General features: G+C 43.0%; 9 protein-coding genes. 3 read left to right on the top strand and 6 right to left on the bottom strand.

Annotation, left to right across the window (positions count from 1 at the left end; genetic code table 11):
- Nucleotides 1-163: 163 nt before the first annotated feature.
- The 3 genes from B4Q04_RS12720 to B4Q04_RS12710 all read left to right on the top strand — a co-directional run bounded on the left by B4Q04_RS12720 (nucleotide 164) and on the right by B4Q04_RS12710 (nucleotide 8,124).
- Entirely contained in the window at nucleotides 164-3,193 is a 3,030-nt protein-coding gene (locus B4Q04_RS12720) for a SusC/RagA family TonB-linked outer membrane protein (protein WP_236631017.1), read from the top strand.
- Nucleotides 3,194-3,204: 11 nt separating this feature from the next.
- Entirely contained in the window at nucleotides 3,205-4,692 is a 1,488-nt protein-coding gene (locus tag B4Q04_RS12715; RefSeq protein ID WP_088697036.1) for a RagB/SusD family nutrient uptake outer membrane protein, read from the top strand.
- 123 nt (nucleotides 4,693-4,815) lie between these two features.
- Nucleotides 4,816-8,124: a VCBS repeat-containing protein gene (locus B4Q04_RS12710; RefSeq protein ID WP_088697035.1), complete on the top strand. Its 3,309-nt coding sequence runs from the start codon at nucleotides 4,816-4,818 to the stop codon at nucleotides 8,122-8,124.
- 56 nt (nucleotides 8,125-8,180) lie between these two features.
- Here the strand turns inward: B4Q04_RS12710 and B4Q04_RS12705 are convergent, their stop codons facing one another.
- From B4Q04_RS12705 to B4Q04_RS22850, 6 genes are all read right to left on the bottom strand, one after another.
- Nucleotides 8,181-9,197 (bottom strand): glycoside hydrolase family 43 protein, encoded by a 1,017-nt coding sequence (locus B4Q04_RS12705; protein ID WP_088697034.1) that lies wholly within the window; start codon nucleotides 9,195-9,197, stop codon nucleotides 8,181-8,183.
- 26 nt (nucleotides 9,198-9,223) lie between these two features.
- Nucleotides 9,224-10,681 (bottom strand): MFS transporter, encoded by a 1,458-nt coding sequence (locus B4Q04_RS12700; RefSeq protein WP_088697033.1) that lies wholly within the window; start codon nucleotides 10,679-10,681, stop codon nucleotides 9,224-9,226.
- A gap of 6 nt (nucleotides 10,682-10,687) precedes the next feature.
- Entirely contained in the window at nucleotides 10,688-11,827 is a 1,140-nt protein-coding gene (locus tag B4Q04_RS12695) for an endo-1,4-beta-xylanase (RefSeq protein WP_088697032.1), read from the bottom strand.
- A gap of 297 nt (nucleotides 11,828-12,124) precedes the next feature.
- Nucleotides 12,125-12,604: a GNAT family N-acetyltransferase gene (locus B4Q04_RS12690; RefSeq protein WP_013991551.1), complete on the bottom strand. Its 480-nt coding sequence runs from the start codon at nucleotides 12,602-12,604 to the stop codon at nucleotides 12,125-12,127.
- A 298-nt stretch (nucleotides 12,605-12,902) separates the two neighbouring features.
- Complete coding sequence (locus B4Q04_RS12685) at nucleotides 12,903-13,652, bottom strand: CPBP family intramembrane glutamic endopeptidase (protein WP_088697031.1); 750 nt, start codon at nucleotides 13,650-13,652, stop codon at nucleotides 12,903-12,905.
- A 303-nt stretch (nucleotides 13,653-13,955) separates the two neighbouring features.
- Entirely contained in the window at nucleotides 13,956-14,456 is a 501-nt protein-coding gene (locus B4Q04_RS22850; protein ID WP_013991554.1) for a hypothetical protein, read from the bottom strand.
- Between the last annotated feature and the right edge of the window lie 73 nt (nucleotides 14,457-14,529).

Genomic DNA, 14,529 nt, shown 5'->3' with positions numbered 1-14,529 from the left:
ACAAATATTACCAACTACCTAATTTAAAACCCCATATGCAACATAACTATTAGTATATGCATCAAATCTTTTACTGCAAGAAAAGCCCTTCATATACATTTGCCTCGGGTGAGGACGTGACATGGCCAATCACCTGAAAATTAACTAACTAAACTCAATGATTATGATTAAACTTAAACATGCGATCATTGCAATGTTTGCAATGATCGGGCAATTTGCCTATTCACAAACATCTACGGTCAGCGGTGTAGTTTCCGATGAAAGCGGAACCCCTCTTCCCGGGGCCACCATTGTTGTTTCGGGCACAACAAACGGTACTACCACCGATTTTGATGGAAATTATTCCCTATCGAATGTAGGCGCCACCGATAAACTGGAGTTTTCCTATGTCGGTATGACCGCCAAAGTCGTTGCGGTAGGCAACCAAACCAATATTAACGTAACCCTCGAGGAAGATGCACAGGCCCTTGAAGAAGTTGTGGTCGTAGGGTACGGCACACAATCTCGGGCAGAGGTAACCGGCGCTATAACCACGGTAGGTTCGGAAGAGATTTCCTCCCTTCCCGTGGCTACGGCCGATCAAGCGCTACAAGGTAGGGCTGCCGGGGTTACCGTATTGAATTCCGGTTCCCCAGGTACAGCGCCCGTCGTTCGAATTAGGGGGTTAGGCACCATGAACAACAACGACCCGCTTTACGTTATTGATGGGGTCATAGCCGGAGGTCTCGGTGATTTAAACCCAAACGACATAGAATCGATCAATGTCTTGAAAGATGCTTCCACCACCGCCATTTATGGGTCCTTAGGTTCTAACGGTGTAGTTATGGTAACCACTAAAAAAGGAAGAAGGACAGGAAAAACAGTCATCAACCTCGATTCGTACACAGGTATACAATACTCCAATCAACGGTACGACCTTTTAAATACACAAGAATATTTACAATTTGCACAAGATGCCTTTGGCTTTACCCCTACTTCGGCCCTATCCCAATCCGGTAACAATACCGATTTTCAGGATGCGCTATTCAGAACAGGCGTAATGCAAAAAGTCGACCTCGGTATTTCCGGCGGTTCGGAAAACAGTGATTTCAGGTTCTCCGCTGGCTATTTAGACCAAGAAGGGGCCGTTATAGAAACGGGCTTCGAAAGATTCTCTTTCCGTGCCAATAGCAATTTTACCTTAGGGAAATTCAAGTTCGGCGAAACCTTGGCGGTTTCGTTCAACAAGCAGAACCCGGAACGGAATTTGGGAGATCGCTCACTATTGGAACATGCAATCAAAATAGCTCCTTACCTCCCTATTTACAACCCAAATAACTTACAAGGTTTTCAGGGCCCTAGCAATGGTTCGGACGGACAAGATGCCGAAAACCCGATTCGCGTACAGACCCTAGGCGAACACGTAAACAAATCTTCGGGTATTATCGGAAGTCTCTTCGGTGAATACGAGATAGTTGAAGGGCTTAGTTTTAAGAGCCAAGTTGGTTTGGAATATAGAAATTCAAGCACCAATATCTTTAGGCCTTCCTATAACGACGACAGTGAAGGAGGCAATACCCACAGCTCGGATTTTGCCGCTATAACCAGGAATTCAGGCTTAAGAAAATCGATTATCTTAACCAACAGCCTAAATTACTCAAAGACTTATAACGACCTTCATAACTTAGAATTTTTAATTCTTGCCGAAAAGCAAGAGCAATCGGACGAGCTATTGAATTCCAATAGCCAAAACCCGATTACCAACGAGCTTGACCAAGTTTCCAACGAACAATCGTTCTTAGAATCAAAATCATACGAATACAACCGTATAGGTTACTTGGCCCGTTTGAACTACAATTATGATCAAAAGTACATTCTGGCCGCCTCTATTAGAAGGGATGCTTCTTCGCGTTTCGGGGAGAACAATCGCTGGGGTACTTTTCCATCGGTAGCCCTAGGTTGGAACATTGCCAACGAAAGTTTCTTGGAGAACTCCTCGATCAACACCTTAAAACTTAGAGGAAGTTGGGGTATTACAGGAAACGATAGAATTGAGGACTATAGATATAGCGCCACACTTTTATCCAATTTCTTTTATCCTTTGGGAGAGGGACTTGCCACGGGTACCACTCCGGGCGGATTGGCCAACCCTGATTTAAAATGGGAGGAAACTACCATGAAAAACATCGGACTTGATTTTGGTTTTTATGACGGAAAAATCACAGGTGCCTTAGAGTATTACAACAATACCAGTAACGACCTTCTTATGGACCGCCCCTTACCGGGTTCTTTGGGCATACACTCGGGAGTAGTAACCGAAAACGTAGGCTCCGTTGAAACAAGTGGATTTGAACTTAATATAGGATATAACGATTTTGAAGGTGACTTTACCTGGTCGGCCAACCTTAATTTGGGTACATCTAGCAATGAAGTACAATCACTAGGTGAGAACGAGTCGCTTTCCGGTGGCTCTTTTGAAGGGCAAAATATTTCACGTGTTGAAGTCGGGCAACCCTTGTTCTTCTTCTATGGCTATGAAACCAATGGTATATACCAGACACAGGGCGAAGTCGAGGCAGTGCTTGACCAAGTTCCCGACGATAAAGGCGAAGTCACTTACAATGCCGGTGATATCCGTTTCGTAGACCAAAACGGAGACCGAAAAATCGATGACCAAGACCGTGTCAATATCGGCAACCCATACCCTGATTTAACTTATGGATTAAACTTAGACTTCAACTACAAGCAACTCGACTTGAATATGTTCATTTCCGGTGTAGCGGGTGTAGATGTCTATAACACCAACATCTATGATTTAGAGGGGATGCCCAGATTGTTCAACGCAGGAACAAATGTTCTGAATAGATGGACAGGGCCGGGAACTTCGAACTCCGTACCCCAAGCTGGCGGTGCCGATGAGAACTTTACCTTGATTTCCGACAGATTTGTTGAAGACGGATCCTATACACGCCTAAAGAACATTACTTTAGGGTACACCTTGGAAAACACTTCACTGGAAAAGTATTTTTCCAAATGTAGAATTTATGTAAGCGGACAAAACTTGATAACCATTAGCGACTACTCTGGGTTAGACCCCGAAATCGGAAACCCGTTGACCAATGATGGAGGTAGCCGAAGATATGAACTGGGAATTGACAGGGGCAACTATCCACAACCTAAATCAGTTTTACTCGGAGTACAATTATCATTCTAAAAAAAATTACCATGAAAAAAAATAAAATATTTTTGACGATTCTCGCCACTTTAGGCTTGGTGCTTTCCTGTAACGACGATTCCTTGGAGCTGACCAACCCTAACGAGTTATTGCCAGATAGCTTCTTTGAAAACCCCATACAGGTACAATCTGCAGTAAATGCGATTTACTCCAATTTACAGACCCAAGGGCTCTATAGCCGTCATATGTTCTTTATGATGGACAATATGGCGCATGAAAACGGAGGGAACCCCCAACTCGAAGCGGACAAAAGGCAATATCTCGATTTTTCCTTTACTCCATCACATGGCGCCATCGGGGCGTATTGGGAAAGCTGCTACAGGGGCATAAACAAAGCTAATTATGTTATAGGGAACGAAGAGACCATCAATGCCATTCTACCATCGGTCATGACCAATGAAGACAAGCAAAGGGCACTTGGCGAAGCTAAGTTCTTAAGGGGACTTTTTTACTTCTTTATCGTCACCCGATTTGGAGACGCTCCATTGATCACCACCTTGCCCCCCGAAGACGGGGTCGGTTTTTCCAAGAACACCGAAGCGGAGATCTATGCCCAAATCGTAAAAGACCTGAAAGAGGCCATACCCGTACTTGATACCAAGGCCAATACGGAAAACGGTAGGGCCACCAAAGGTGCCGCTCAGGCATTACTAGGTAAAGTATACCTTTTCTTAGAGCAATACGAAGATGCAATGGCCCAATTCAACGACCTTAGCGGTTACGCCCTTGAAGACGATTACTTTGACAATTTCAAGGAAGAAACGGAATTTGGGGTCGAGTCGATTTTTGAGATCCAATATGATGACGATCTTGGGTTTGGTGCCCAATGGAACTCCGACAGATCGGGAGAAGGTCCGAACGAAGCTACGTTTAGAGGCCAAGAATACGGGTTTAACGATTGGTTCAATGTCTTTCCTTCCGATGACCTTTTAGAAGAATATGAGGCCGGCGACATACGTTTCGAGCAATCGTTCTACGTTAACGGTGACAAGTTTGGAAAAGACAGTGCCCTGACCGTTGATCATTTCCCAAGTAACGGAGGTGGTAATGCCGGTTGGGCAAAGTATAACAATTACTATAAGGATGATAATGAAGACCAAACCTCAGGTATCAATTTCAAGTACTTAAGATATGCCGATGTTCTGTTGATGATGGCCGAATGCGAAAGTATGAGACCCGGCGGCGACCAAGATGTAGCCGTGGGCTATATCAACGAGGTTCGTGAAAGGGCCATGGTAGATCCCCTACCTATGGGCCTATCGCAAGCAGAGGTCTTCGAGGCTTTGATACACGAGCGTAAAGTAGAACTGGCCGGTGAGCAGTGCAGGTTCAACGATATTATCCGTTGGGGCATTGCCAGCACCGAATTGGCCGGCACTGGTTTTCAAGAAGGCAAACATGAGAGATTGCCGATACCTCAAGCTGAAATTGACGCTAACATTAACATTAGCTCGGCCGACCAAAATCCGGGATACTAGAACTGATTTAATTGATAGTTTTGAGTTAGTTTCTTTTAAAACAGTGTGTTTCCTGAGCACACTGTTTTTTATTTTAACCGCTATCCGCAAAAAAATGTAACTTAATTTTTTGAACTCACTAACATGAACTTCAAGACATACAGCCGATTTTTAATCTATACCATTATCCTTACCTGTATTGCCTGTTCCCCTAAAGGGAAAAGTCAATTTAAAGGGAAGCTCTTTGCTACCTTAAGTCCCGAAACTACGGGAGTGAATTTCAGCAACGACCTAACCGAAAACGACTCGCTCAACTACTTTACCTACTCATACCTCTATATGGGCGGTGGTATAGCCGCGGGCGACATCAATAACGATGGATTGGTAGACTTATACTTTACCGGAAATCAAGTTTCCAACAAACTTTACCTGAACAAGGGCAACCTTCAATTTGAAGACATCACCGAAAAGGCAGGTGTTTCTGGCGATAACCGCTGGTATACCGGTGTTACCATGGCCGATGTAAATGGCGATGGCCATTTGGATATTTATTGCTCCGTGGGCGGCAAATTCGGCCCAAAGAACAATGAGCTCTTCCTCAACAACGGAGACGGCACATTTTCGGAAAAGGCCGCCGAGTACGGTATAGACGACATCGGCAACAGCGTTCAGGCCACTTTTTTCGATTACGACAAAGATGGCGACCTAGATCTCTTCGTGGCCAACTACCCCCCTACCCGGTTTGACTCCCCCACTTTTGTGTATTCCTATAAAATGAAAAATGTCAAAGATTACGAATCTGGACATTTGTACCAAAACAACGGAAAGGGCTTTACCGATGTTACCGAGGCCTCGGGCCTAAAGGCCTTCGGGTTGTCATTGAGCGCTACCGTAGGGGACATCAACAATGACTCTTGGCCCGACCTCTACGTTTCCAATGATTTCAACTCCCCCGACTTTATGTACCTGAACAATCAAGACGGAACGTTTAAAGAAGTGGTAAAGCAAGCTACATCACATACCGCCTTTTATGGTATGGGTGCCGATATTGCCGATTTTAACGACGACGGTAACCTCGATATTTTTCAGGTCGATATGGATGCCAAATCGAACCGGAGAAAAAAGGCCAATATGGCCAGTATGAACCCCGAACTCTTTTGGGACGTAGTAAATGCCGGATTCCACTATCAGTACATGCACAACTGTATGCAAATGAATTCAGGCGTATTCGAAGATGGCATCCCACATTTTTCCAATGTTTCCCGAATTACGGGAACCTCCTCTACCGATTGGAGCTGGGGCCCTCTTTTTGCCGACTTTGACAATGATGGCGATAAAGACCTTTTTGTTTCCAACGGAACACGACGGGAAATCAACAACAATGATTATTTCAACCAGCTCAAGACCATTACATTGAGCAAGGATACCTTGTTGGCCCTGAGCCAAAAAATCCCATCCGAAAAAATAGACAATTTTATATTTAAGAATACGGGGCTACTTGAGTTCAAAAGAGCCAATAAAGACTGGGGTATTGAATTCGAAGGTTTTTCTAACGGGGTAGTTTACGCCGACCTTGACAACGATGGCGACCTAGAGATCGTTACCAACAATATTGACGATAAGGCTTCGGTTTTCAAGAATAATGCTTCGAAGACCAACAACTACATCCAAATAAAATTTAAAGGAAACCCTTCGAACCAATTCGGTCTGGGATCCCGTGTTTATGTTACCAGTAACGGAAGAACCCAAATGCAGGAACTGACCCTTACCAGAGGATTTCAGTCTTCGGTAGCACCAATACTCCATTTTGGTCTAGGGGATGCGACCCAAATAGATACACTTAAAGTGGTTTGGCCCAACGGAAAAGTCGAACATCTAAACAGACTCGATGCCAACCAAAGCCTTACCCTACTTCTTGAAGACGCCAATGGTACGGACGAGAACAGCGCTTCAGAGGAACCTGTACTTTTCACAACCGATAAGAGCGTAAAATTTCCGCCCTACAAACATGTTGAAAACAGCTACGACGATTTTGCAGACCAAGTTTTGCTTCCCCACAAAATGTCTTCCTTCGGTCCCACCCTTGCTACGGGCGACCTGAACAATGACGGCTTGGACGATTATTTTATCGGTGGTTCCGCGGGTCAAACGGGCGCCATATTCCTGCAGACCGCTGAAGGGTTCAAAGAACAATCTTCCCCCTTTTTAGAAGAGGATAGGCAAAGTGAGGATACGGGCTCTTTAATTTTTGATGCGGACGGAGACGGTGACCAAGACCTTTATGTAGTCAGTGGCGGATACGAATTTGCCGTAGATTCGGAAGCCCTGCGCGACAGATTGTACCTCAACGACGGCAAAGGGAATTTTACGAAAGCCGCCCCCAATGCCCTGCCCGACCTAAAGTTTAGTGGTTCACGGGTATACCCATCCGATTTTGACGGCGATGGCCAAGCCGACCTTCTGGTATTGGGCAGACAGGTACCGAAACACTATCCCAGCCCTGCAAGCAGCTATATCTTAAAGAACAACAGTCGAAACGGAAATGTACGTTTCGATGTGTTCGACCAAATGCAACCCGAGGCCTTTGAAAACCTTGGTATGGCCACCAGTGCCGTAATTACCGATTACGACAACGACGGACGGAATGATATTATGATCGTTGGCGAATGGATGCCCATTCGTTTGTTCAGAAATACGGATAAAGGTTTTAAGGAAGTTTCCGAATCGCTCGGCTTGACCAAGGATACCACAGGCTGGTGGTGGAGCGTGCAGCAAGGCGATTTCGACAAGGATGGCGATATGGACTATATCGTAGGCAACAACGGCAAGAACTACAAGTACAAGGCCACCCGGGAAGAGACCTTTGACATCTTCGTAAACGACTTTGACAAAGACAATAAGGAAGATATCGTGTTGAGCTACTACAACGATGGAAAACAATACCCCTTACGAGGGCGGGAATGCTCTTCGCAGCAGATTCCTTCGATCAAGCAAAAATTTCAAAATTACGAGAGTTTTGCCGAGGCGACCTTAGAAGATGTATATACCGAAAAATCGCTTGAATCGGCCCTGCACTACCAAGTGAAATCTTTTGCCAGCATCTATTTAGAGAACCACGAGGGCAAATTTATCGTCCACGAACTACCCGTCTTGGCCCAGACCTCCAATATCAATGAAATACTGGTCGACGATTACGATAAAGACGGAAACCTAGATGCACTCGTTGCAGGAAACCTGTACGCCTCAGAGGTAGAGACCCCTCGTAACGATGGGAGTTACGGCCTATTACTAAAAGGGAATGGACAAGGAAGCTTTGAAGCCCTACCAGCTTCTAAAAGTGGCCTATTCCTAAAAGGCGACGTTACCCAAATGGCCCCGATAACGGTGGCCAAAGAAAAGTATATCATTGCGGTCAAAAACAATGATTCACCACAATACATCAGAAGGAAATAAAACGGAAAGAGGGGGCAAAATAGTTGCCCCCTCTTTTTCTTAGTCCGTCTATTTTTCTACTTATACGGATCCAGTGTAACAATGGTACCGTCTTGGTTGTATTCAATTTCAGCAACCTTTACGGACCTAAGGTGTGTTACCCCTTTCGAAAGGCTCGAATCGTGGTAAAACAAGTACCACTTCCCATCAACTTCACATATGGAGTGGTGCGAGGTCCACCCTACCACGGGGTTTAAGATCCTGCCCGCGTAGGTAAAAGGACCGTAAGGACTATCTCCCATCGCATAACAGATGTAATGGGTGTCTCCCGTAGAATATGAAAAATAGTACTTGCCCCTATATTTATGTACCCATGAAGCTTCAAAGAAACGTCTTTCGTTATCGCCTTCCAACAGAAGGTTTCCGGCTTCATCTAAAATCCGTACTTCTTTAGGTTCTTCCGCAAACTCAAGCATATCATCGCTCAATTTGGCAATGATAGGCAACAAGGCCGCTTCGTTCGGTTTGGGCAATTCATGGGAACTATCATAGGTATTGTTGCGGTACTTTTGCAACTGTCCGCCCCAAATTCCTCCAAAATACATGTAGTAACTACCGTCTTCGTCTTCAAAAACCGCAGGGTCTATGGAGTAACTGCCCTTTATTGCTTCCGGCTGGGGTACAAAGGGGCCTTCGGGAGCATTGCCCACGGCCACACCTATCTTAAACCGCCCGTCATAATCCCGGGCCGGAAAATACAAATAGTACCGTCCGTTTTTGTGCGCCGCATCGGGGGCCCACATTTGTTTTTCTGCCCAAGGCACATCATTCACATGAAGGGCGACACCATGGTCTACGGCCTCACCATTTATATCCTCCATAGAGATTACGTGGTAATCTTCCATGGCAAAATGGCTTCCCAAATCATCGAAGGGAATACCTGATTCTACATCGTGGGAAGGGTAAATGTATATTTTCCCATGAAAAACATGGGCCGAGGGATCAGCCGTATAAATGTGCTTTACCAAGGGTTTTGAGATCGCACGTTCGTTCAGTTCATTAAAGTCAATATGTTCAATAGGTTCTTCTGGCATATTATGTACTTTATTTTGTTTTGCTTTTATTCGATTCTTCTTTTCTTTAGCTCCTCTTCGATCAGGGTCTCCTTCTCTTTATTGATCTCATAGAAAAAGAGCAATCCGATTCCCAATAGAAAGGGAATGGCAGGATAAATACTAACGAGCATTCGTGTACCTTGAATTGCCGATTCGGGTTGTACGATCGCCTCCCCTACCACGGCGGCTTCCTTGGAAACGTAATTGTAGGCACCGAGAATTGCGGTTACCAAGGCACTTCCAATACTCAATCCTCCCTTTAAACCGACCATCATGGCTGAAAAAATTATGGCGGTGGCCCTACGATTGTTCTTCCATTCGGAAAAATCGGCCACATCGGCGATCATTGCCCACAACAAGGGTATGGTCAACCCATAGAAAAATCCGTGAAAGATCTGCGATGTAAATATGAGCCCTACTGAATGGGGCGAAAAGAAATAGAAGAACATTATGAACAAGGTCGACAAAAAGAGGGCTACCATAAAAACATCTCTTTTCCCGTATTTATCGGCAAACCTTTTTGACAGGGTAATACCGAGTATCATAAAAATAATCCCACCCGCATTGAAGAGTCCAAAACCGGCCGATACCGGATTCTCCCCAAAAAAGTTCACATTAATGGATACCAAGAAATCAAGTAGGGGCTGAATAAAATAAGTAAGGCTTCCTTCGTCTACAAAGTTTTCAAAATAGTAAACATAGGCCCCTCCTTTCATGGCCAAGGTGACAAATACCAAGGTAGTGACCACCAACATTATGATCCACGGGATATTCTGAAACAAATCGCCCAAATCTTCCTTAAGGGTCGATTTCTGGTCTGGCGTAGGAACAATACGCTCTTTGGTCGTAAGAAAGGTGATGATAAGCATAACGGTTCCTATAATGGCCAACCATGTCATTACTATTTCTATACCCACGGCCTTATCGCCATTGCCGGCAGACTCGATTATCGGCAGCATGAATACCTGTACAAAAAACTGGGCGAACATTACGGCTACGAACCGGTAGGCCGACAAGCTATTCCTGTCTCCCATATCCCCCGTAATGACCCCGCTCAATGCGGAATACGGTAAATTATTGGCCGCGTACAACAAGAGTAACAAGGTATAGGTCACTACGGCATAGATCACCTTTCCCTTGTAATCGAAATCGGGTGTACTGAACGCCAATAACGCCACGACCCCCAATGGAATCGCCGTAAACAAGATCCATGGCCGGAACTTGCCCCACCTTGAAGAAGTACGGTCGGCCAGAGCCCCGATAATGGGGTTGAAGCCGAATGCTGCAATAAGCCCTACGGTCAATATAATACCCGATGCATGCTTGGTTTCAAGACCATAGATGTCCGTATAAAAATAGGCCAAGTAGGTCATTAAAGTCTGGAACACCAAATTTGCGGAGAGGTCGCCCAGGCTATAACCGATTTTCTCCTTAACCGATAGCTTTTGAGTTGATGAATTCATGGATGTTTAGTGTTGGTCGGCTGAATCGGTCTTGAGTTGAATGACCGCGTCGTATGCTTTTTTAGTTTGGTACTCCCTATCAAATAATAGCGGATAGTTGGTTCTATTATTTATGGGCCAATTGTTCAGCCAAGAACTTTGGTCATTGACCCCCCAAAAGGTAACCCTGTCAATTTTATCGCTATGCTTGAGGAAGAGTTTAAATATATCGCGGTAACGCTCGGCCAATTGCACTTGAACGGAATCGGGCAAACCCTCTGTATAGGGGTTCATTTCTTCGCTATTTTCAAAATTCTGGCTGACCTCGGCACCCTCAAGTTCCCAAGGATTGGGCAGTACGGTAACGTCAAGCTCCGTAATGGCGACTTTTATCCCCAAGTTCGCATAGGCTACGATGCTGTTTTCCACTTCTTCCAGCGAAGGTTCGGTCAGGCTCCAATGGGCTTGCATACCCACCCCATCGATCTTGATTCCGTTTTTCTGAAGGTTCTCGATGACGCGAATGGCCCCCGCCCTTTTTTCGGGCTTCCACATATTGTAGTCGTTATAATACAGTTTGGCTTCCGGATCGGCCTTTTCGGCAAGTTTAAAGGCCATGTCTAAGTAACGGTCTCCTATTACCTTTAAAAAAATCGATTCGCGTAAAGAGCCATCTTCATTTAGGGCTTCGTTGACCACGTCCCAGCTATCGATCTTACCTTTGTAACGCGTGGCCACGGTATTGATATGGTCACGTATGTAATTGGCCATGGTGGCGCTATCTTTGACCGAGTTCATCCAAGGTCCGATTTGACTATGCCATAACAAGGTATGTCCCACAACGTGCATTTTGTTCTTTTTGCCCAGGGCCACATATTTGTCGGCCATATCAAAATAAAAGGAATCGGGAGTCGGGTGGATCTCTGCCCATTTCATGACATTTTCCGGACTAATACTATTGAACTCCTTCTTCAAAACATCTAAGGCCTTGGCGTTTTTTTCCGTGACTATTTGATCGTTCACCGCCGCGCCAATGTAAAAGTTCTCTTCATAAAGTTTTTTAAGACTATTGAGCTCGTTTACAGTGTTTCGCTTATTCTCTTTGACTTTTCCACAACCCAGCAGAAACAATAGTATTCCTAGAAATAACAGAGCGGTTTTTAGCATATCGTAAAATTTGATCAGATTAGTTAGGGTATTACCAAAATTGCTCAATGTGCAATTTATCGCCCTAGTGATTAACAATATGATAAAAGTCGGGAAATTCCCCTTTCTGTGTATATTACAAATGATGCGCTATCTAGAATATTTGTGGCATTTTGCCCCATAAAAGTGATGAGCTTTAAGTAATTGGGCACGATGCAGAAAATGCGAGTGATTAAAACTCACGTTTTTAAGTGTAGAAAATGAGTGGTTTTAATTAAGTTTTGATAGGGTCAGTTCATTACTAAACCATCCTAATTTTTAGTTTTCTTCAGCATTGCCTTTAGTCCTTTCTATTCCTTTATATACATTTGGATTATGCTTTTCCATGTAAAATTCGGGATGGGACAATGCTGTAAATCCAAATTTCCTATAAAGCCATTCTGCAGTGTCAGTTAGTAAAATCCATCGTCTTAATCCTTGTAGGTTTGGATGTTCCATGATTTCATTTATCAGCCATTTACTTAATCCATTTCCTCTATATTCTTTAAGAACGAATACATCTCCTAAATAGGCAATTGTGGAATAGTCCGAAATTATTCTGGCAAAACCGATTTGTTTGTTATTATGATACAGTCCAAAATTCAGAGAGTTTTCAATGGATGTTTTAAGGGTGTTCATTGGAATTCCCTTAGCCCAATCAGTTTCGTTTGAAAGGAATTTATGGATGCAAAGAATATCCAATTTATCCTTATCAGTTGAAATGGTGTATTCCTTTTTATGCGTTTCTACTATTTCCAATCCAGTATATTTAAGTCATATAAAGGTATGGATTTACCCATAACAGTACATATACTTCTATTGTACCCGTAATTTTCTTAAGTCTTTTGTTGTGTCATTACCTGAGAAAGCATAGTGAATAGGTGTTTTTAGATTTAGAGGATGATTAGTGCGGTTTCATAGTTTCACTTATTTGAATCAATTATTTAAAAACATCACGGGAAAAACCCCTACCGTTTACAGAAATCAGTACAATTTTGATACGGTTTAGAATTGGACAGACCCCTGTTTATTTTGCTGCTATAAGTTGGTAAAACGGCTATCCGCTAATTTGATAAAAGATACAATAAATCATTCCTAAGTTAAAAGCCGCATGGCATACTATTGCACCTAAAATAGACCCTGAACGCATCCTACATATGTAAAAAAGTATACTGACACAAAACATACTTAAAACCCAAATAATGGTCGGCACCAACAGGAATCTCCATTCTTGATTTACGAATACCAGACCAAAGTGGGAAATGTGGACAAGGGCGAATGCCGAACTATCAATTAAAGTGGCCCTCTTATCTCCCCAGGAAGTTGCGATGCTTGAATGTACTATGCCCCTAAAAAACAGCTCTTCACCTATTGGGCTAAACGTCATTCCCGTTACAGCCATGATACTGAACAAAACGAGTTTTCCTTCCTCGTCAATTCCTGTAGGGATATTGTAAGATTGGGCAATATAGTAGTACCAATTTTCAAAAGTATTGCCGTACAAGACTGTCCCCAAATAATATAAAGCGATACTAAAAACCAGGCCTACTGCTAAGGCAATAAGTAGCCAACTAAAGTTCTCTGTCTTTTTAACACCTATTTTTCTCCTTCCCTGTTTACTCAAAAAAAGAAAAGGAACTATAGCCGAAATAAGCATTATCAATCCTAGCCAACTATAATTAGCTATTTGGTTCGCCTGCAGCACCAGTGCGAAACGAGGAATACAAATTAGCAGGATTAGGAAAAGGCCAAATTTCCAATCAAAATTGAAAATCTTTCCCCAAAACGGTTTTAATTCTTCCTCCATAATCTGTTTTAGCCCCTTAAGTTGATTCAGCTTTTATTGAGCTTATAATTAACTTGGCACGTACACACCAAACTGAAAATCAGCATAGATTTTTTAGAAATAGGCAAGAACAGGCAATTCCTTATAGCCCTCGAGCCTTTTGCACAACTCAAAATTTCAAATAAATACGTCAATTCTGATACGTAATAAAAATAATACCTTTTTTAAATCAGTAAGTTATGATTTTTTATAATTTCAAAAAATAAGGGTGTTGTACTCCATGTCGAGTTGTGCAATGGCTATTGTTCTTGTTCTTTTTTTTCTTTACGTAATCATTGCTTTATCTCCCTTTTTTCCTTTTTTTACTCGTTCTGAATATCCAGCAAAAAAGAAAGGAATGTTGTCTTCATTTCCATTTTCAATTCGTTGTTTCACTTTCTCAAAGGCTAGAATTGAAATTTCAAAATCAGGTTGTCCAGTGACTAAAATCGGTTGATTTAATTGGTCATACCAATAATATTCCCCCCCGTAATTTCGTCTGGCAACTTCAAATATATACGAACCTGCTTGGGCAATTATGTCCTCTAAGATTCCAGAATCCATATCATCTTTGTTTTCTGAAAACAAGCTCAAAATTTCTTCGTCTAAAACAGTTAAACTAGATTCGCTGTAATCCAATCCGTCATCTAGTCTTTCGTTGAAACTTGAAATGAGTTTTTCCGCATTATTCGTTGTTTTTTCAATAAATTCTAATTGAGTTTCATCAATCGGATTTTCATTAGTTTTACCGTTTGATTTTTTCTTAAAGAAGTCAAATAATCCCATAATTTACTTTTATTCTCAGTATTTTTTAATTGAAGTCCAACGTAGGTGTATATGTAATTCAAACACATCTATT

Origin of the sequence: Zobellia sp. OII3, from assembly GCF_002211465.1 — a bacterium.
Taxonomy (GTDB): domain Bacteria; phylum Bacteroidota; class Bacteroidia; order Flavobacteriales; family Flavobacteriaceae; genus Zobellia; species Zobellia galactanivorans.
Note: the sequence above shows the minus strand (reverse complement) of the source record. Positions and strands in the feature narration are given on the sequence as shown.

Bases quoted from the DNA above. Each gene is read 5' to 3' on its own strand.
- B4Q04_RS12720 (WP_236631017.1), top strand. From the start codon at position 164: ATGATTAAACTTAAACATGCGATCATTGCAATGTTTGCAATGATCGGG.
- B4Q04_RS12715 (WP_088697036.1), top strand. From the start codon at position 3,205: ATGAAAAAAAATAAAATATTTTTGACGATTCTCGCCACTTTAGGCTTG.
- B4Q04_RS12710 (WP_088697035.1), top strand. From the start codon at position 4,816: ATGAACTTCAAGACATACAGCCGATTTTTAATCTATACCATTATCCTT.
- B4Q04_RS12705 (WP_088697034.1), bottom strand. From the start codon at position 9,197: ATGCCAGAAGAACCTATTGAACATATTGACTTTAATGAACTGAACGAA.
- B4Q04_RS12700 (WP_088697033.1), bottom strand. From the start codon at position 10,681: ATGAATTCATCAACTCAAAAGCTATCGGTTAAGGAGAAAATCGGTTAT.
- B4Q04_RS12695 (WP_088697032.1), bottom strand. From the start codon at position 11,827: ATGCTAAAAACCGCTCTGTTATTTCTAGGAATACTATTGTTTCTGCTG.
- B4Q04_RS12685 (WP_088697031.1), bottom strand. From the start codon at position 13,652: ATGGAGGAAGAATTAAAACCGTTTTGGGGAAAGATTTTCAATTTTGAT.
- B4Q04_RS22850 (WP_013991554.1), bottom strand. From the start codon at position 14,456: ATGGGATTATTTGACTTCTTTAAGAAAAAATCAAACGGTAAAACTAAT.